The following is a 19,735-nucleotide window of genomic DNA, read 5'->3' as shown; positions in this document are numbered from 1 at the left end:
AACGTCCCTTCTTAAGTTTCTTTTATCAGCAATGATTCTGAACGTTGGATCGCTTGAAAAGAGAACCAACTATTTGGAAAAAGGAAAAAAGGAACAAAGCCGATGACTAATAAAATCGGTAAAAAAGTCAAAATGATTGTAGTTACTAAGATTCCCAAAATCATCGCAATCGTTTGGGGAATACTGATAACCATCAATAATACCGCTTGTTTAAAATAGTGAAGAAGGGTCAAGTCATAACGCAAATACACTGGCAGCAGATACAAGCTGATCAAAAGGGCACTGATAAACAACAGCAGCAAAAAAAAGTGAATCAAGCTATTTTGGATAAAGGTACTAGAGATGCGCAATTCTAGCCATAAGAAAAGCAGCAAACTCGCTTGCATGGCTCCTAATTGATTGGCGCGACGGAAATTTTTTTTCACGACAGTTCTGAACCAAGGCTTCAAAGCCGCTGGGCGTTCCTTTTTTTGGAAACTGTTGAAAAAAGCTTGGATAATCGTAGCGGTGGCAGGGAAAATGCCTAAAAATATCCCATATCGAAATACCCAATAAAACCAAAGAAACTGCAATTTTAGGCAATGGAGGAGCCATTCACCGACTTGATAGGAAACATGATAAAGACCATTGGATTGTTTCATAAAATCCTCACTTTCTTACGGATAACCATTTTGTATCCGCTTTAATTGTTGTCCTTATCGTACCATTGATCCATGGATAATGGGCATGGATGAAAAAATCACACATCCCATACAGGAAAAACACAGCAAATATGTTTGACCCGCTTTATTTCTCCTCACGTTTTTATGGAAGGAAGCTTTCTTCATTACAAATTTTGCAAACGCTCTTGCTTGGTTTAACACAGTGAAAAAAGTTACATATTGTTAGATGGACTTTTTTTCGCTTACATTTAGAGCAAAGAAAGGAGTGCAAATGTATGACAAAAATTCGCGGCGATATTGAAGAAGCCAAGGAGAGAGAGCAAGCAGCGTGGGTCCCGGAAACAGAAATGCTCAAGCAGCGTCTGGAATGGTTTCAAGACTTGAAATTCGGAGTAATCTTCCATTATGGGCTGTATGCTGAAGCGGGGATCGTTGAATCATGGCAATTATCTGAAAAAGATGAATGGGCTAGAGAAAACCAGCCCTATCGAGAAACTATCGAAGCACTGCGTTTGGATTATTGGCAGTTGATTAATCAATTTGAGCCGAAGAAGCTGGATACCCGTAAATGGGCCAAGATCTGTAAGAAGGCGGGATTTAAGTACTGTTTATTCACAACAAAGCATCATGATGGGTTTTCGATGTTTAACACAATGGAGTCAGAGTTTAAAATCGGCGGGAAATTAAGTCCCTTTAAACGCGACATTTTACAAGAAGTGTTTACGGCGTTTCAAGAAGCAGGGATTGCAACAGGAGCCTACTATTCTAAAGCTGACTGGTATTCTCCTTTTTACTGGTTGGATGATGATACCGTCAAAGGCCGTCATGCCAGCTATGACACCCACCTTCACCCAGAAATCTGGGCGCGCTATGTGTCATTTGTGCATCGTCAGATTGTAGAGATTACTTCCAATTACGGAAAAGTCGATTTTCTTTGGCTAGATGCCGGTTGGTGCGGGCAAGGAAAAGAAGACCTACAAATGGATCGTTTAGCTGAGATTGCACGTGAGAAACAGCCGGAATTGATCATCGTTGATCGAATGATGGGTGGCCGTCATGAAAACTATGTGACACCAGAACGCAAAATTCCTGCATTAGCAGAAATTCCTAAAAAAGTTTGGGAAAGCAATATCCCGATTGGGAATGATTGGGGATATGTGCCGAATGATACCTTCAAGAGCAGCCAAGAACTGCTGGAAACCTTGATTGAGGTAGTCAGCAAAGGGGGAAATTTGATTTTAGGTGTCGGCCCAACACCTGATGGCGAATTTACATTCGAAGAGACCCAACGCTTAGAAGAAATCGGCAATTGGTTGGCGCTATATGGTGAAGGTATCTATGAAACGCGGGCGAACCCAATAGCTTGGCCAAATGAATGGCATTTGACCTATCAAAAAGAGGGCAAGGCTCATTTTGCATTTCGCAGTATCGCTGCAGGCGCTTGCGAACAGATTCCTTTAACAGAGATTGGCGCAACTGAAGAAGACGAGCTAATTGATCTAGCCACTAAAAAAGCGTTACCATTCTATAAAAACGCTACCGAACCGTACCTCTTATGGTCGGATATCAGTCAGCCGAACGTTGGGGCAGTTGGGATTCGCGTTTCGACACATAGGGAAAAAAATACACATTGATTTGAAAGCGAATACAATTCATGATAAGGCTAACACCAAGCAAGGAGGAGGAAGAATGGAAACAGCGCCAATCAGACAAACCGTTTCAGTACCTAAAACAAAGAAACAAGATATAAAAATGAAGATCAAGAAAAATCGGCAATTGTACTTGTTTGTGTTGCCAGCATTTTTGATTATTTTGATTTTCTCTTATGGACCGATGTATGGAATCATTATTGCATTCAAGGATTATATGCCTTCATTAGGGATTTTGGGAAGTCCTTGGGTTGGATTTAAACATTTTCAACGTTTCTTCGATTCCTATTATTTTTGGGAACTCATCAAAAATACTTTAGGAATCAGTATCTATTCATTGGTTGTCGGTTTTCCGCTGCCGATCATCCTGGCATTGGCTTTGAATGAGATCAAAGACGGCCCGTTTAAAAAGATTACCCAAACAGTCACCTATGCCCCAAACTTTATTGCTGTGGTGGTCATGGTTGGTATGGTCATTGCTTTCTTATCTCCCTCAACAGGGATCATCAATCACCTATTAGAATTTTTGGGTTTCGAGCGGATCAGCTTTATGACCAATCCTCGTTGGTTTAAAACGATTTATGTCCTGTCCGGAGTTTGGCAAGGAACGGGATGGGGGTCTGTGATTTATCTGGCAGCTCTATCTGGAGTCGATACGCAACTGCACGAAGCGGCAACGATCGATGGCGCTTCTCGTCTGCAACGCGTTTGGTATATCAATATTCCAACGATCATGCCCACGATGGTGATCTTATTGATCATGAGCTTCGGCAGCTTGATGTCAGTTGGGTTTGAAAAAATCATCTTGATGCAGAATCCTTTGAACATGCAATCCTCGAATGTGATTGCGACCTTTGTTTACCAGCAAGGGCTGTTAGATGCGCAGTACAGTTTTGCTGCGGCAGTCGGCCTATTTAACTCATTGATCAATTCAGTTTTGTTGATCGTAGTCAATCATATTGCCAAACGTTTAAGCAATTCTAGTCTATTGTAGGAGGGAGGACCAAAAGTGAAAACAACTTCTTTAATAAAAGATACCCGTGCTGATAAAATCTTTTTGATCTTTGTTTATGTGTTTTTAGCAATTTCATTGCTGATCGTTTTATATCCGCTGATCTATATCGTCAGCGCTTCGATCTCAAATCCGCATCTGGTAAACTCAGGTGAAATGTGGCTTTTACCAAAAGGAATCACCTTCGAAGGCTATCGAACATTATTGGGCAACAGCAGTATCTGGCGTGGCTATTTGAACACGATCTACTATACAGTGTTAGGAACATCGATCAATCTCTTGGTAACCTTGCCTTGTGCCTATGCGTTATCGCGAGAAGATTTTTATGGGCGACGGGCCTTCACCAATTTTATGCTGGTTACCATGTTCCTGTCTGGTGGCTTGATTCCCAGCTATTTGCTGATTCGCAGCTTAGGTATGCTGAATACCGTTTGGGCACTGGTGATTCCAGGGGCCGTCTCGGTTTACAATGTGGTTGTCACACGAACGTTTTTTCAATCCACAATTCCGCGAGAGATGGAAGAAGCAGCGATTGTGGATGGTTGTTCCGATTTTCGTCTATTCATGCAGATCGTTTTACCATTATCAACGCCGATCATTGCGGTAATGGCTTTGTTCTATGGCGTCGGACATTGGAACAGCTTCTTTAACGCATTGATCTATCTTTCTGATCGATCGATGTACCCGCTGCAGATGATTTTAAGAGAAATTTTGATTCTTCAAGATATGTCTTCAAATACCGTCAGCAATGTGACTTCAGAAATGGCGAACATGCTATATAGCAAACAGCAACTCGCTCAAGTCATCAAGTACGGTGTCATGATCGTTTCTTCGTTACCGGTAATCATCGTCTATCCGTTCTTACAAAAGTATTTTGTCAAGGGCATGATGGTCGGTTCAATTAAAGGATAAAAAAATCAAAGGAGGAAGAAAATGGGATTAAAAAAGAAACTTTTAGGAATGGCGGGTGTCGCTTTATGCAGTACCCTCGTCTTGGGTGCCTGCGGCAATTCTTCAGATGAGGGAACTGGAGAAAAGAAAGAGGTTGCTATCAATCATGACAGCCAATTTCCAATCATCAAAGAAGGCGAAGAGCTGACCTTGAATATCATGGCACCAGGTGTGGGAATGGCCGAGTGGGAAGACATGCCGACGCTACAGGATTACCAAGAAAAAACCGGTATCAAACTGACTTATACGACACCGCCATCGGCTGACTTTAGTACGAAACTGAACTTAGCCTTTGCTTCCGGCGACTTGCCGGATATCGTTTACGGTGCTGGTTCGCAAGCACTGACTGCTTCGATGGAGATCGATTACGGTTCACAAGGGATTTTACTTCCCTTAGAGGAGTATATCACGCCAGAAATCATGCCAAATCTTTATGCACTGACGCAAGAAGATCCTTCTATTTTAAAATCGATCACCACGCCAGATGGGCACATTTACTCCTTACCAATGATCTCTCGGAATGCGACTTCAATCTGGTGGCAAGGCCCGATGTGGTACAACGGCACGTGGCTAGATAATTTAGGTGTATCAGAACTGCCGAAAACCACAGAGGAACTGCAAGAATTGTTGACGCGTTTCAAAGACGAAGATCCTAACGGAAATGGTCAAGCAGACGAGATTCCATTGACGGATGTCGATATGAACTCGACACGTGTTTGGTTGATGGCCGCCTTTGGCTTACGGACTCGCGGGATTCAAGTGGACGATGATGTGGTCTCCTACACACCGACATCAGAAAACTACAAAGCATTCTTGGAATACATGAATACACTTTACGATGAAGGCTTGCTGGATAAAGAAGTTTATGGACAGTCAGATGAGCAGAAAAAAGCGAAGGGTGAAAACAATCAACTAGGGCTTTTTGCCTACTATTTCAGCTTCTTTACTACTGGTCGCAGTGAGGCAGAGGCGATGAACGATCCGATGTTCCAACCGTTGACCTCTGAATGGGCACCAGAAGCCAAGATTCCTGGCAGTCCACGAATCTCTCGGGGAACTTTTGCATTGACCAATGTCAATCCTTCCCCAGAAGCTTCCATGCGTTGGGTGGATTACTTCTATTCGGAAGAAGGCACAAAATATATTGAACAAGGGCCAGAAGGTGTTCTTTGGGAGTACCAAGAAAATGCGGATGGCGAAAAAGTCCGGGTTTATGTGGATGGCATTGATACAGACAACACGGAAGACGAACGCGGCAAAATCACGCCGGCATATGGATTGACTACACCAAACATTGTCATTGATACAACAGGTGAATACCATATCCGCAAAACGGCTGATGAAGAACCAGATACTCGTTTTAGTGATTGGGTTGCACAAGAAACGGCAGAAAAGATGGAAGACATCGCTGAAGTACCATTCCCGCTACTGTATTTAACGATTGAAGAAAATGACAAAGTAGCAGCCACTGCCACTGATTTGACAACTTATGTAGAACAAATGGAAGCGAAGTTTATCACAGGTGTCGAGCCATTAGACAAGTGGGACGATTATGTGAAAACGATCGAAGCAATGGGCATTGACGAATATGTCGAAGTCTATCAAACGGCCTATGACCGCTGGAAAGCAAACTAATATCATACGATAAGAGAAACGGGTCGAGACAATCAATCTCCACCCGTTTTTTTTCAAAAAATAGATAGAGGAGTCAAAAGAAAAATGAGAGTTATGCAGCCTTACGAGTTTGAACGCATCCGAAAAATTTTCTACAAATTAAAACAGTACCGTGTACGCTATCAACAGCCAATAGACCCGCTTTTTTTAAAACAAGAGGATTGGGTACCGTATGAGCAAGGGAGTTATTTCGGAGAAAAAAACACCTATTATCAGCTGAAAGGCAGCTTTCAAGTTCCCAATGATTGGGTAGGGAATCCTTGTGTCTTACAAGTCTATTCAAGCCTCTCAGAGTGGGACAACACCACCAATCCCCAAATCAAAATTTATTTGGACGATACCTATGTCCAAGCTATCGATGTCAATCATCGAGAGGTCACTTTGGCTGAAGGATATCAACAAAAAGCAGTCAAACTGAAGATTGATCTGTTCTCGGGCCGTTCCGATAAACCATTCCCACTGCATATCAACTTATTGGCATTGGATCCTGTCGTCAATGAACTCTGGTTTGATTTTTATACGCTGTTTGATAGTTGGCGTGCCATTCGTGCCTTTGGCGGTGACGAAGCATTTTATCAACAAGTCCTTGGTCAAGTCGCCAATGTCTTGGATTTTCGTACGCCCTACTCAGCGGCATTCTATGAAAGTCTCGCAAAAGCAAAGCAGCTGCTTGCGTCATGTTACTTACCAGCGCATACACCAAAACAAAAAGTGACGGCTGTCGGCCATACCCACATCGATCTGGCGTGGCTTTGGACGGCACAGCAAGCAATTGAAAAAGGTGAGCGCAGTTTCCAGACGGTCTTGAAATTGATGGAGGAGTATCCAGATTACACGTTTTTTCAAAGCCAACCACAACTGTATCTCTCCATGAAAACACATTATCCTGAACTTTACGCTGCAATCAAAGAAAAAGTTCGAGAAGGAAGATGGGAAGTTGACGGGGCGATGTGGGTGGAAGCAGATTGCAATTTGACTTCAGGGGAATCGCTGGTTCGTCAGATCCTTTATGGCAAACGGTTTATGAAAGAGGAATTTCAAGTCGATAGCCGCATCTTATGGCTACCGGATGTCTTTGGTTATTCAGCCGCCTTGCCGCAAATTTTACGCAAAACAAATACGCCCTACTTTATGACGACGAAGCTGTCATGGAACCAGTTCAATCAAATTCCTTATGATTCCTTCTATTGGCAAGGAATTGATGGCAGCCGCGTTTTGACGCATTTTATTACCACCATCAGTGAAGGATACAGTCCAAGAGATTATTATACGACGTATAATGGATTGCTAGATCCGTATACGATTAAGGGGAGTTTTGAACGTTATCAGCAAAAAGATCAGCACGACGAAATTTTGATTGCCTATGGGTACGGTGACGGTGGCGGAGGCCCGACGAAAGAGATGCTAGAAGTCCAGAAACGGCTGCAAAAGACACTGCCAGATATGCCGACGATTACTGGCAATCATGTGGGGGGCTTTTTTGATCGACTGGCAGATTCTTTTAAGGAAAAACCTGGCCCGGTCTGGTACGGCGAATTGTACTTTGAATACCATCGTGGAACACTGACTTCGATTGGCAAAAACAAGAAGGCCAATCGCCAAGGAGAATTTTTCTTACAGACGATTGAAAAACTTTATAGTATTTGTGCAATCAATCGTTATCCGCAAGCTGAATTAGAACAACTTTGGAAACAGCTGCTATTTAATCAATTCCATGACATTCTGCCGGGAAGCTCGATCAAAGAAGTTTATGATCAGACGGATCAAGAGTATCAACAGCTCTTTGATAAAGGCTGCAAGCTGATCGAAACTTTGTTTCCAGCGGTGCAAGCAGCCGAAGCTACGTCATGGCATGTCTTTAATCCGCTGGGACAAGAGCGGACGGGTCTGGTCTATTTAGACGATCAGACAGGGATCAAAGAAGCTTACCTGACTCAGCGGACCTATGATGACCGGCTCTTAGTCAAAATTCCCGCCATGGCTGGATTGAGCTGCAAAACACTGACCCCTGTCTCAGCTGTGCCTCAATCAAAGCAAGTGGCAATGCGGCTGGAGGAATCGTTTGAAACGGTTGATTTTAAAGTGATTTTTGACGAACACTTTGACATCATCTCTTTATTTGACAAACGGCAGCAGCGAGAAATCGTGCCAAAAGGCGAGCGGTTGAATCAGTTAGTGGCTTACGAAGATCTGCCAATGGATTATGATGCGTGGGACATTGATATTTATTACCAGAAGAAGCCTTATCCTGTGAAGCAAGTTCTCTCAGCTGAGGTTGTTGAGCAAGGGGAGATTCGCGATACCTTGAAGATCAAACGTCAGTTTGAAGATTCTTTTATTACGCAATGGCTGCATTTTTACCATGGCACGGGAAGAATCGATTTTGAAACAGCGGTTGATTGGCACCAGCATCAACTGCTGTTAAAGGCATTGATGCCGATTGATGTTAACACATTGGAAGCAACGTTTGATATTCAATTCGGGCAGGTAAAACGACCTGTGCATCAAAACACGACATGGGACCAAGCACGTTTTGAGAGCTGTGGTCAAAAATGGGTTGATCTCTCAGAAGGAAATTATGGGGTTAGTATTTTGACAGATTCGAAATATGGGTTCAATACGGATTATCAAAAGATCGGGCTTTCTTTGATCAAATCGCCGATCGATCCGTATCCAGAAGCGGATCAAGGCTTTCATGAGTTTACCTACTCCTTGTACGCCCACGAAGGGACTTGGCAAGACGCGCAAACGATGGAAGAAGCTTTGGCATTGAATGTTCCCGTTCTAACCGTTCCAAGTGTGCCACAACTATCAGCAGAAGCTTTTCTAGCAGTCGATCAAAAGAATGTCTTGCTGGATACGGTGAAAAAAGCCGAAGATGAAGAGGCACTGATCGTGCGGTTGTATGAATATCACAATCAAACCACCGCCTGTCAATTGCGTTGCCAAAAAAGAATCAAAAAAGCGGTTTTAACGAATCTTTTGGAAGAAACCGTCGCTGAACTGCCGGTCGAGCCGCTGGATGCCCAAAGCATCACAATCCATTTCCAGCCTTTTGAGATCCAGACCATCATGCTTTATTTAGAAGACTAAATAGAAATGGAGAAGCATATGATTGAGACACTTTTACGGCAAATGACGTTGAAAGAAAAAATCGGCCAGCTGAATCAGCGTCTGTATGGTTGGGAAGTTTATGAAAAAACTAACGGAAAAATTATGTTGACTGAAACCTTTAAAAAAGAAGTAGCTCGTTTTGGCAGTCTTGGCTGGATTTACGGCGTGTTTCGAGCTGATCCTTGGTCAGGTAGAAATCAGCAAACAGGCCTGACGACCACGGAGTCCTATGAGCTGTCCCTTATGATTCAAACTTATTTGCAGGAGCACACTCGGCTGGGGATTCCGGCCCTTCTCAGTGAAGAGTGTCCTCACGGGCACCAAGGTTTAGAAGCGACGACGTTTCCGGTCAATTTTAGTGTTGGTTCTAGTTGGAATCCAGAGCTGTATCAAGCGGCCCAAACTATCACTGCTCAAGAGATTCGGGCAAAAGGAGCCCATGTTGGCTTGGTTTCCGCATTGGACATTGCTAGAGATCCGCGTTGGGGGCGAACTGAAGAATGTTTCAGTGAAGATCCGTTTTTAACCAGCAGCTTTACCAAAGCGGCCGTCAGAGGATTACAAGGATCAAAAACAACGATAGAAAAGCAGAACGTTTTAGCGGTATTGAAGCACTTTGCTGCCCAAGGTGCAGGAATGGGGGGACACAATGCAGGGCCAGTGGCAATCGGTGATCGGGAATTCCGCGAGATCCATCTGCCACCAATGAAAGCAGGGATTGCTGCTGGGGCCTTGGGGTGTATGGCTGCATACAATGATCTAGATGGTGTTCCTTGCCATGCTAATGCTTATTTGTTACAAGAGGTTTTACGAGAAGAAAGTGGCTTTACGGGAATTGTGATGGCCGATGGGTGCGGGCTGGATCGGATTGCTGACTGGCTGGGGAGCCGCCCGCAAGCGGCCGCCAAATCCTTGACCAGCGGTGTGGATGTTAGTTTATGGGATGAAGTTTTCCCAGTGTTAGAAGAAGCTGTCCTTGAGGGGCTGATTGCGGAAACGGCGATCGATGATGCAGTCCGCCGTGTGCTTCTTTTGAAAGAAAAACTTGGCTTGTTTAAAGAAGCAACGCCCCATGTTTCATTGCCCCGTAAAGAAAAGGCGCAACAAGTTGCCTTGAAATTGGCGGAAGAATCGATTGTTTTACTAGAGAACAATGGCATTTTGCCTTTGAAGAAAACGCGACAAAAGATTGCCGTCATCGGTCCTCACGTTAAACAGCTCTATCATCAGCTGGGGGATTATACGCCATTCAAGGAAGAAACAACATGTACGACCCTTTGGGAAGGTTTGACCAGTTTAAGTACGCATCAAGCTGACTTCTTCTACGAGAAAGGCTGCGAAATCTCTAGTGGCACACTGGCTCAACGAAGGCAAGCCTGTCAGATTGCAGAAACAGCGGATGTCATCTTAGTGACGATCGGCGGCTCCAGTGCCCGTGATTTCACAACGGATTTTGACAAAAACGGTGCCGCCTTAAGGGGATCTCAGGAAATGACCAGTGGAGAAAATATCGACTTGGCTACCCTCGATTTGCCGCAATGCCAGTTGGATTTACTGTTTGCGTTGAAGAAGAGTAAAAAGCCGCTGATTGGGATCGTGATTTCCGGTCGACCGCATTGCTTAGCTCCTTTGCAAGACTTGTTCGATGGGGTGCTTTACGCTGGCTATCCCGGCCAATATGGAGGGGAAGCGATTGCTCGGATTCTTTTTGGTGAAGCGGTACCTAGTGGGAAATTAGCAGTTTCTATTCCTGATACAGTTGGACAACTGCCTGTCTGTTATAATTATCGAAACACAGCGTTTCAAAAAGACTACCTCGATCAAAAAGGCGCACCAGTATATTCTTTTGGTTATGGTCTTAGTTATGCCTCTTTTATTTGCAGCTCGGTTTCGGCTGAATATGCAGGGGAAGGCATTATCGTCAGTGGCACACTTGAAAATCATTCTACTGTGTCTGGTAAAGAAGTGGTCCAATGCTATCTAAAAGAGTATACAAAAGCATATGTGCCGAGGAAAAAAGTCTTATGCGGCTTTCAAAAAGTATGGGTGCCTAGTCAAGGACAAGCAACTTTTCAACTCGTGATCGGTGAAGCATCATTGCAGCAGCTGGCAATTTCCTTGGAAGAAACAACATCGTTTTGTCTGGAAGTCGAAACAGCAGGTCAGCAGTATCGATTTGTATTTCAACGGTCCAACCCTGACCGCACGTGGCAGGTAATTCAGAAAGGAGCAAAAGAATGATTCACTTTCCAAAAAACTTTTTATGGGGAGCGGCCGCGTCAGCACCGCAAACCGAGGGGGCCGCAGTGGTTGACGGCAAAAGTCCCTCTACATGGGACAAATGGTTTGAGTTGGAGCCGTCACGCTTTTACGATGGTGTCGGACCAAGCGACACCTCAAATACCTACTATCAATACCGGGAAGACGTAGCAAACATGAAGGCCATGAACTTGAATTCCTATCGGACATCGATTGCATGGACCCGCTTATTACCAGATGGAAAAACATTGAATCAGACGGCAGTCCGGTTTTATCGGGCATATTTTCAGGAAATGCTGGATCAAGGCATCGAACCGATCATTAATTTGTTTCATTTTGACATGCCTTGGTGGCTGATGGAAAAAGGAGGCTGGGAGGCGCGGGAATCCGTGGACCATTTTGCATTTTATGCAAAAACTGCTTTTGAACAATTTGGCGATTTAGTGAAAAAATGGGCGACCTTTAATGAACCATTGGTGCATATTGAATGTGGGTATTACGGAGATGCTCATTGGCCGCAAGCGCGTGATTTCAAGCGGGCAATTCAAGTAGGTTATCATACCTTGTTAGCCCATGCGAAGGCAGTTGCCGAGTTTCGTAAAATCGCACTTCCTGATGGAGAAATCTGTATCATCTTGAATTTGTCACCTGTTTATCCAAAAAGTCAAGAAGCGGCTGATCGAGAAGCCGCTGAATGGGCAGATCTCTTGTATATTCGCAGTTTTTTGGACAGTGTCGTTTATGGACAATTTCCTGAAAAGCTAACGAGCTTATTCAAGGAGCATCAATTGTCCCCTGAATATGAAGCAACAGATGAGGAAATTTTTCGCGAAAATACCGTAGATTTTATTGGTTGCAATTATTATCAACCGTTGCGGATCCAAGCACCACTTCCGCAGAAGGCAGCATCCGGTCCCTTTGAGCCACGTCAGTTATTTCGTGGGTACGATTGGCCAGAGAAAAAAATCAATCCTCATCGCGGCTGGGAAATCTATCCAGAAGGGATTTACGATATCGCGATGCGTCTAAAGAATGACTATCAAAACATGCCATGGTTTGTTTCCGAAAATGGCATGGGGGTATCTGAGGAAGAACGGTTCATGGACGCCACGGGGCAGGTCAATGATACGTATCGGATCGCCTTTGTTGAAGACCATTTGCGTCAGCTGCATCATGCAATCGAAGACGGGTCTCCTTGTTTCGGTTACCATATGTGGACCTTTATGGATTGCTGGAGCTGGTTGAATGCATATAAAAACCGTTATGGGTTTTATCGAGTGGATTTGAAAAATGGCTTCAAGCGTTATCCCAAAGCGTCCAGTTTTTGGTTGGCAGAAGTAGCTGCCAAGAATGCCCTTGATTGATCAAAGTGTCCTTAGAAGAAAAAATACCGCAGGAAAACTTTCCTGCGGACTTCTTTGGCTATGAATATTTTATAAATACTTCTCACGAAAATCGGCAATGGCTTGGCGTGAGGCATAGATATTGCGTGCCAGCTTTTCATTCTTGCTTAAAAAGACATAGAAAAGGACATCGACCGCCAATAGGTGGGCGATAATCGAATTCGTAGCAGCACTACGTTGGTTGGCTTCTTTGGAACGGGACACTTGCAGGGGAACATCCGCCAACTTTGTTAACGGATTACTGCCAAATCGGGTGAGTGACAGAATCGGGACGCCAAGATTTTTAACGATTTCTGCTAAGTGAACCATCTCAGGCGTGTGTCCACTGTTGGAAATGACCCAGAGGAGACTTTTTTTCTCGTTTTTGACGAGTTGCGGCAACAAGAGATTGTAGTCATTTTCAAACACGACGATTTTGCCTAAACGGGTCCATTTTTGTTGGATATCTTGTGCGATCAATGAAGAAGCACCGATCCCGCAGACAAAGATTCGCTCACGAGTCGCGATCAGTTCAGCGGCAGCCAACATCAGCTGTTCTTCTAACAATTGGGCCGTCTCATTCATAGTCACCTGTGCATTGTGGCTTAATTTAGATGTGATGGCATGAAAGGGCTCATTTAATTCAACATCGGCATAGCCCAAGTTTTCATTGGCATTTTGGCGCAAGCCGGATTCCGCAGATAATTGTATTTTTAAATCTGTCAAACTAGCAAAGCCGGTTTTTTTCGCAAAGCGTACGACAGTCGGTGCACTGATCCCAGTGGCTTCTGCTAATTGACTCGCAGTCATCGACGGCACTTTTTCAGGATTGGCCTCCATGAATGCGAAGAGTTTCTTCTCAGAAAGCGATAATTCATTTTTCATGCTCTCGATTCGGGAAAGAACGCTCATCCTTACACTTCCTTTAGATAGAGTAGTATCCTAAGTATAACATAAGTTTTGGAGGAGCTTTCAAAAGAAACGAAAAGAATAGGTAGATAAACTTGCTTTTTTCCTTAGAATCAAGTAAAGTAATTACGTGTGAAAAGCACAGTACCTGTTACTTGGTTTAACGAATCACCAACGTTTTACTCAGTCGCAGGGGAAAAAGAAAAAGAGGTGAAAAACATGGCAATTTCAAAAGAACGCAAAAACGAAATCATCAACAAATTTGCACGTCATGAAGGAGATACTGGTTCTCCAGAAGTTCAAATCGCTGTTTTAACAGAAGAAATCAACCATTTGAACGAACATGCACGTATGCACAAAAAAGACCACCATTCATACCGTGGGTTGATGAAAAAAGTTGGACATCGTCGTAACTTATTAGCTTACCTACGTCAAAAAGACGTACAACGTTACCGCGAATTAATCCAAGCTTTAGGATTACGTCGTTAATCAAACAAAGAAAAGTGAGGTTCAACCCGAATCTCACTTTTTTGCTATGAATCACTGCGACTGAGCGGCGCAAGCCGCACAGAGCAGATGATGAATAGTACTAGGCGAGGGAAACGAGCGTAGTGACCAAGCAGCGGAATCACTGCGACTGAGCGGCGCAAGCCGCACAGAGCAGATGATGAATAGTACTAGGCGAGGGAAACGAGCGTAGTGACCAAGCAGCGGAATCACTGCGACTGGGCGGCGCAAGCCGCACAGAGCAGATGATGAAACCTACTAGGCGAGGAAAACGAGCGTAGTGACCAAGCAGCGGAATCACTGCGACTGCAGTGTCGGCTAAAACAGCTGATGCAGTCTGACAGGTAAGCTCGAGCCATCTAAAAAGTGAAACACCGAAAGAGCGGCCTTTTGACTGGTGAATCAAAAAGCGCAGCCAAAAAGAATTTTGGGTCCTTGTAAGCAGCATCCTACTAACCAAATGAAAGCAGCGGAACGACATTCCGACTTTTTCATTTGTTTAGTAGTGACTTGCTGGGATCCGATGAAAAGGAGCAGAACATGACAGAAAAACAAGTATTCAAAACAACTTGGGGCGGCCGCCCATTAGAAGTAGAAGTTGGCCAATTAGCCAAACAAGCAAACGGAGCTGTATTGGTTCGTTATGGCGATACGGTTGTCCTAAGTGCAGCGGTTGCATCTAAGGAAGCAAAAGATACCGACTTTTTCCCATTAACAATCAATTACGAAGAAAAAATGTATGCCGTAGGGAAAGTACCTGGTGGCTTTATCAAACGGGAAGGACGTCCAAGTACGGAAGCAACCTTGACTGCCCGCTTGATTGACCGTCCGATCCGTCCAATGTTTGCGGAAGGTTTCCGTAACGAAGTACAAGTAACAAACATCGTAATGAGTGTTGAACAAGATTGTACGCCAGCAATGGCGGCAATGTTAGGTTCTTCTTTAGCATTGTCTATTTCAGATATCCCGTTTGACGGACCGATCGCTGGTGTTGATGTTGGTCGGGTCAATGGTGAGTACGTCTTGAATCCAACAGTAGAACAAGCAGAACAAACTGATATCGAATTGACAGTAGCTGGAACGAAAAAAGCTATCAACATGGTTGAATCAGGCGCGAAGGAAGTTTCTGAAGAAGACATGTTAGGTGCGTTATTATTCGGTTTTGATGCTATCAAAGAATTGGTTGCCTTCCAAGAAGAAGTTGTCGCAGCTGTGGGCAAACCAAAAATGGAAGTCAAATTGTTACAAGTAGATGCTGACTTGAAAAAAGAAATCTTCGACGGCTACTACCAAACAATGAAAACTGCTGTTATGACTGAAGAAAAATTGGCTCGTGAAGACGAGATCGATAAAGTCAAAGACACAGTGAAAGAAGTGTATGCAGAAAAATTTGCTGGACATGAAGAGGAAGCACAATTCTTGAAAGAAGTGAAACAAATCGCGGAAGATCTTGAAAAAGATGTGGTTCGCGAATTGATCACCATCGACAAGATTCGTCCGGATGGCCGTCAATTAGACGAAATCCGTCCATTGGCATCAGAAGTTGGCTTATTGCCACGTGTTCATGGTTCTGGTCTATTTACTCGGGGACAAACCCAAGCATTGTCTGCTTGTACATTAGCACCTTTAGGCGAACACCAAATCATTGATGGATTAGGGGTTGAAGAATCAAAACGATTCATCCACCATTACAACTTCCCTCAATTTTCTGTTGGTTCGACTGGTCGTGCCGGCTCACCAGGACGTCGTGAAATCGGTCATGGTGCATTAGGCGAACGTGCCTTAGCACAAGTGATTCCTGATGAAACAGACTTCCCTTACACAATCCGTCTCGTTGCAGAAGTATTAGAATCAAATGGTTCTTCTTCTCAAGCAAGTATCTGTGCAGGAACCTTAGCATTGATGGATGCAGGGGTGCCAATCAAAGCACCAGTTGCAGGTATCGCAATGGGACTTGTATCTGATGGTGAAAACTACACGATCTTAACTGATATTCAAGGCTTAGAAGATCACCTTGGCGATATGGACTTTAAAGTTGCTGGAACCAAAGATGGGATCACTGCGTTACAAATGGATATCAAGATCCAAGGAATCACTGAACAAATCTTGACAGAAGCATTAAGTCAAGCGAAAAAAGCACGGATGGAAATCTTAAATGAATTGACATCAACATTGGCTGCTCCTCGTGAAGAGTTAAGCCAATACGCACCGAAGATCGAAATGATCCAAATCGATCCTGCGAAGATCAAAGATGTAATCGGTAAAGGCGGCGACACCATCAATGGCATCATTGATGAAACTGGCGTGAAAATCGATATTGATCAAGACGGAAAAGTTTCGATTGCTTCTGCTGATGCAGAAATGATCCAAAAAGCTATCAAGATCATTGAAGAATTGACGAAAGAAGTAAAAGTTGGCGAAGTGTACCTTGGGAAAGTTGTCCGTGTTGAAAAATTCGGTGCGTTTGTCAACTTGATCAAAGGCAAAGACGGCTTAGTTCACATTTCACAACTTGCGAACGAACGGGTCAACAAAGTAGAAGACGTTGTCAAAGAAGGCGACGAAATCTTAGTGAAGGTCACAGAAATCGACAAACAAGGCCGTGTGAACCTTTCAAGAAAAGCACTATTGAACGAAGATAAAGCAGAGCAAAAATAAGCTGCTACTTCTAAATCATAAGCAAAGTCTAGGAAACTGGACTTTGCTTTTTTTGTGTCTAAGTAGCACATCTTCAAAAGGGTCTTACTTGACAGGAGTTATTTTTTGCGTTACCGCGAAAAATAAGAGATAATTCAGAATATTGTCTTTGCCATGCAAGCAATAATTCTAAGATGTTAAACGCATCTTATTTAGGATAAGGAGTACGATATGAAACAAACATTTCCAACTGATTTTTTATGGGGAGCATCGATTTCCGCTCACCAAACCGAAGGAGCGTATCAAACCGATGGCAAGGGACTGAGTGTCCAAGATACTCGTCCAAGAGACAACCACAAGATCGCGGATTTTACTGTGGCTGTCGACCATTACCACCAGTACAAAGAGGATATCGCCTTGTTAGCAGAAATGGGGATCAAAATTTTCCGCTTTTCGATCGCTTGGTCGCGAATTTTTCCAGAAGGGCGCGGTACTATTAATCAAAAAGGCTTGGATCATTACAGCGATGTCATTGATGAATTGCTGAAACACGGCATTCAGCCCTTTGTAACGTTGAACCATTTTGACTTGCCGCAAGCATTGGAAGACGAAGGCGGCTGGACAAAACGCAGCACCGTTGAGGCATTTGCCGCATACGCCAAAACGCTGTTTACAGCCTATGGGGATCGAGTGACGCACTGGCTGACGATCAATGAACCAAATATCATGCTGTTGGTGGATCAAAAAATATTAGGGAAAAAGATTCCATTATCAGAAAAATACCAGCAATTTCATCACCTGATGATCGCTGAAAAATATGCTTTCGAAGCGTGTCATGAAATCGTACCGAATGGCAAAATCGGACCGGTGCCGAATATTTCGTTGGTCTATGCGGCGACTAGTCGACCAGAAGACAACCAAGCGGCGCTGTATTTCAACAGTGTCCGGAACTGGGCGTACCTTGATTTCGCCTGCTTCGGTCGTTACAATACGGTCTTTCAAGATTATTTGAACCAAAATGGGCTCACGATTGACTTTGGTCCGGAGGATAAGGCGTTGATGGAACGGGCTAAGCCTGACTTTGTCGCGATGAACTTCTACACCACAGTGACAGTGGAGCAGCCGACGGAAGCTGGGGACATGAAGAACGGTATCAGCGATCAGCAAAGTGAAGACATTATGGAGCGTGGTTTTTACAAAGGGTTCACCAATACGTTCTTGAAGAAAAATGCCTTCAATTGGACCATCGATCCCTTGGGGCTGAAAACGACGTTGCAAACACTTTATGATCGTTACCACTTACCGATCATCATTACCGAAAACGGCTTAGGGGCCGAAGACCATCTAGAAGCAGATGGCACGGTTCATGATCCGTACCGCATCGACTATTTATCGCAGCATATCAGCCAATGCTTAGCCGCGATCAATGCTGGGGTGGATCTGATCGGATACAGTCCGTGGTCTGCCATTGATTTGATCAGTGTACATGAGGGGATTCGAAAACGGTATGGCTTCATTTACGTGGATCGCAATGATGCACAGGAAAAAGAACAAAAACGAGTGAGAAAAGACAGCTTTTATTGGTATCAAAAGCTGATTGAAGAAGGGGCGATCCCTTCGTTGGAGGAGTAACGATGACAAGTGTTTTTACCTTTTTAGAAACGCGTTTGATGCCGCCTTTGAATAAGTTGGCGAATTTACGCTTTATTCGCGCAATCATGCAAGCAGGGATCATTACGGTCCCTTTTACGATCGTCGGATCGATTTTTTTAATCATCAATAATTTACCACAAATCATTCCACCACTGGCTGGCTTTTTTGAACAAACGATTTTACGATTTTCACCACTTTATAGTGTCGTAACTACCATGTCTGTTGGCTCGATTGCTGTTTTTTATTGTTTAGCAACAGGGTATTATTTAACTGAGATTTATCATAAAGAAGAGCATTTGACTATGAGCAGTTTTGTAGGGGCGTTATTAAGTTTGTTTGCCTTTTTAATGACGATCGTCCAAGTCGATATCACAGATGGTGCGGCACAATTGCTGCAGTCAGAAAGCGAAACCGCCATTGTTTATAATGGGGTCGCTTTAGGCGGTTGGATCACTCGCTTCAGTGGAGTAGGGATCTTCATCGGGATTATCACTGCAGTACTTGCTACGTCAGTCTATCGTTTTTGTGTAAAAAGAAAGATCACCATCCAGATGCCTGAAGGAGTTCCCGATGGAGTCAGCAAAGCATTTGCGTCATTGATCCCAGCGATTTTGATTGCCTTTTTGATGGTGGCGATCAATGGAGTACTGGCGGTTTTCCACACGGATCTTCACGGATTGCTATCCAAACCATTTGAATTCGTGAAGGAGTTGACGGGTTCTTGGTTAGGAATCATCGTGATTATGCTCCTTATCCACCTCTTATGGGCAGTGGGGGTTCATGGGACGGCAGTTATTAAAAATAGTTTCATCAATCCCATCCTATTGGTGGCTCTAACTGAAAATATCGATGGTGCCAATAATATTTTTGCTGGGGATTTTGTGAACATGTATATTTTTATGGGCGGCGCAGGAAGTACGCTTGGATTGGTTTTATTGATGCTGTTTGTGGCAAAATCACAACAGCTCAAAGTCTTAGGAAAAGCAGCGATCTTACCGGGGCTTTTTAACATCAATGAACCAGTGATCTTCGGGGCACCGATCGTCTACAATCCGTATTTGATCATCCCCTTTATCGTAACACCTTTGATCAACGTGACGATTGCTTACTTTGCTAGCTCGTTTGGCTTTGTCGATAAAGTCATTACGGGAATTCCCTGGATTTCACCGGTGGGCATAGGGGCGTTTTTAGGAACCGGCGGTGATTTCCGAGCCATCCTGATCGCTTTGATCAACTTAGGGGTTTCCATTCTCTGCTATTATCCATTCTTTAAGATGTACGATGGCAAACTCTACACGGAACAACTTGCCAATCAAGCATAAGTAG

Annotated in this window: 13 protein-coding genes; 11 read left to right on the top strand and 2 right to left on the bottom strand. The window is 43.9% G+C overall.

The window, feature by feature from the left end; all coding sequences use genetic code 11:
• Window positions 1-11: 11 nt before the first annotated feature.
• Window positions 12-641 carry a DUF624 domain-containing protein gene (locus IGJ26_RS14010; RefSeq protein ID WP_008379469.1) on the bottom strand — a complete coding sequence of 210 codons (630 nt, stop codon included), beginning with the start codon at window positions 639-641 and terminating at the stop codon, window positions 12-14.
• A 296-nt stretch (window positions 642-937) separates the two neighbouring features.
• Here IGJ26_RS14010 and IGJ26_RS14005 point away from each other — a divergent pair, with 296 nt between their 5' ends.
• The 7 genes from IGJ26_RS14005 to IGJ26_RS13975 all read left to right on the top strand — a co-directional run bounded on the left by IGJ26_RS14005 (window position 938) and on the right by IGJ26_RS13975 (window position 12,685).
• Complete coding sequence (locus IGJ26_RS14005) at window positions 938-2,296, top strand: alpha-L-fucosidase (protein WP_008379471.1); 1,359 nt, start codon at window positions 938-940, stop codon at window positions 2,294-2,296.
• A 55-nt stretch (window positions 2,297-2,351) separates the two neighbouring features.
• Window positions 2,352-3,305 carry an ABC transporter permease gene (locus IGJ26_RS14000; protein ID WP_008379472.1) on the top strand — a complete coding sequence of 318 codons (954 nt, stop codon included), beginning with the start codon at window positions 2,352-2,354 and terminating at the stop codon, window positions 3,303-3,305.
• Window positions 3,306-3,320: 15 nt separating this feature from the next.
• On the top strand, window positions 3,321-4,235 hold the full coding sequence (locus IGJ26_RS13995) for a carbohydrate ABC transporter permease (protein ID WP_008379474.1): 915 nt from the start codon (window positions 3,321-3,323) through the stop codon (window positions 4,233-4,235).
• Window positions 4,236-4,256: 21 nt separating this feature from the next.
• A complete protein-coding gene (locus IGJ26_RS13990; protein WP_430599698.1) occupies window positions 4,257-5,909 on the top strand; it encodes an extracellular solute-binding protein in 1,653 nt (550 codons plus the stop codon).
• An 84-nt stretch (window positions 5,910-5,993) separates the two neighbouring features.
• Entirely contained in the window at window positions 5,994-9,041 is a 3,048-nt protein-coding gene (locus IGJ26_RS13985; RefSeq protein WP_008379479.1) for an alpha-mannosidase, read from the top strand.
• A 6-nt stretch (window positions 9,042-9,047) separates the two neighbouring features.
• Window positions 9,048-11,303 carry a glycoside hydrolase family 3 N-terminal domain-containing protein gene (locus IGJ26_RS13980; protein WP_035006799.1) on the top strand — a complete coding sequence of 752 codons (2,256 nt, stop codon included), beginning with the start codon at window positions 9,048-9,050 and terminating at the stop codon, window positions 11,301-11,303.
• Window positions 11,300-12,685, top strand: coding sequence for a glycoside hydrolase family 1 protein (locus IGJ26_RS13975; RefSeq protein WP_008379483.1), 1,386 nt, complete (start codon window positions 11,300-11,302; stop codon window positions 12,683-12,685). Before IGJ26_RS13980 ends, IGJ26_RS13975 begins: the two co-directional genes overlap by 4 nt.
• Window positions 12,686-12,754: 69 nt before the next feature.
• Here IGJ26_RS13975 and IGJ26_RS13970 read toward each other — a convergent pair whose 3' ends face one another.
• The gene (locus IGJ26_RS13970; protein ID WP_008379484.1) at window positions 12,755-13,615 is read right to left on the bottom strand and encodes a MurR/RpiR family transcriptional regulator; all 861 of its coding nucleotides are present in this window, start codon (window positions 13,613-13,615) and stop codon (window positions 12,755-12,757) included.
• 216 nt (window positions 13,616-13,831) lie between these two features.
• Here IGJ26_RS13970 and rpsO point away from each other — a divergent pair, with 216 nt between their 5' ends.
• The 4 genes from rpsO (at window position 13,832) to celB (ending at window position 19,731) form a co-directional block, all read left to right on the top strand.
• A complete protein-coding gene (gene rpsO, locus IGJ26_RS13965) occupies window positions 13,832-14,101 on the top strand; it encodes a 30S ribosomal protein S15 (RefSeq protein WP_005228072.1) in 270 nt (89 codons plus the stop codon).
• A gap of 558 nt (window positions 14,102-14,659) precedes the next feature.
• A complete protein-coding gene (pnp, locus tag IGJ26_RS13960; protein WP_142437383.1) occupies window positions 14,660-16,777 on the top strand; it encodes a polyribonucleotide nucleotidyltransferase in 2,118 nt (705 codons plus the stop codon).
• Between the two features lie 210 nt (window positions 16,778-16,987).
• Window positions 16,988-18,388, top strand: a complete 1,401-nt coding sequence (locus tag IGJ26_RS13955; RefSeq protein ID WP_074536709.1) for a glycoside hydrolase family 1 protein — start codon at window positions 16,988-16,990, stop codon at window positions 18,386-18,388.
• Window positions 18,389-18,390: 2 nt separating this feature from the next.
• A complete protein-coding gene (gene celB, locus IGJ26_RS13950) occupies window positions 18,391-19,731 on the top strand; it encodes a PTS cellobiose transporter subunit IIC (protein WP_034872146.1) in 1,341 nt (446 codons plus the stop codon).
• Window positions 19,732-19,735 lie beyond the last annotated feature (4 nt).

The sequence above is a fragment of the Enterococcus sp. AZ095a genome (assembly GCF_050546735.1).
GTDB lineage: Bacteria > Bacillota > Bacilli > Lactobacillales > Enterococcaceae > Enterococcus_D > Enterococcus_D entomosocium.
Note: the sequence above shows the minus strand (reverse complement) of the source record. Positions and strands in the feature narration are given on the sequence as shown.

Excerpts from the sequence above, each read along its gene's own strand:
- IGJ26_RS14005 (WP_008379471.1), top strand. The coding sequence starts at position 938 with ATGACAAAAATTCGCGGCGATATTGAAGAAGCCAAGGAGAGAGAGCAA.
- pnp (WP_142437383.1), top strand. The coding sequence starts at position 14,660 with ATGACAGAAAAACAAGTATTCAAAACAACTTGGGGCGGCCGCCCATTA.
- IGJ26_RS13985 (WP_008379479.1), top strand. The coding sequence starts at position 5,994 with ATGAGAGTTATGCAGCCTTACGAGTTTGAACGCATCCGAAAAATTTTC.
- IGJ26_RS13970 (WP_008379484.1), bottom strand. The coding sequence starts at position 13,615 with ATGAGCGTTCTTTCCCGAATCGAGAGCATGAAAAATGAATTATCGCTT.
- celB (WP_034872146.1), top strand. The coding sequence starts at position 18,391 with ATGACAAGTGTTTTTACCTTTTTAGAAACGCGTTTGATGCCGCCTTTG.
- IGJ26_RS13990 (WP_430599698.1), top strand. The coding sequence starts at position 4,257 with ATGGGATTAAAAAAGAAACTTTTAGGAATGGCGGGTGTCGCTTTATGC.
- IGJ26_RS14000 (WP_008379472.1), top strand. The coding sequence starts at position 2,352 with ATGGAAACAGCGCCAATCAGACAAACCGTTTCAGTACCTAAAACAAAG.
- IGJ26_RS13975 (WP_008379483.1), top strand. The coding sequence starts at position 11,300 with ATGATTCACTTTCCAAAAAACTTTTTATGGGGAGCGGCCGCGTCAGCA.
- IGJ26_RS13955 (WP_074536709.1), top strand. The coding sequence starts at position 16,988 with ATGAAACAAACATTTCCAACTGATTTTTTATGGGGAGCATCGATTTCC.
- rpsO (WP_005228072.1), top strand. The coding sequence starts at position 13,832 with ATGGCAATTTCAAAAGAACGCAAAAACGAAATCATCAACAAATTTGCA.
- IGJ26_RS14010 (WP_008379469.1), bottom strand. The coding sequence starts at position 641 with ATGAAACAATCCAATGGTCTTTATCATGTTTCCTATCAAGTCGGTGAA.
- IGJ26_RS13980 (WP_035006799.1), top strand. The coding sequence starts at position 9,048 with ATGGAGAAGCATATGATTGAGACACTTTTACGGCAAATGACGTTGAAA.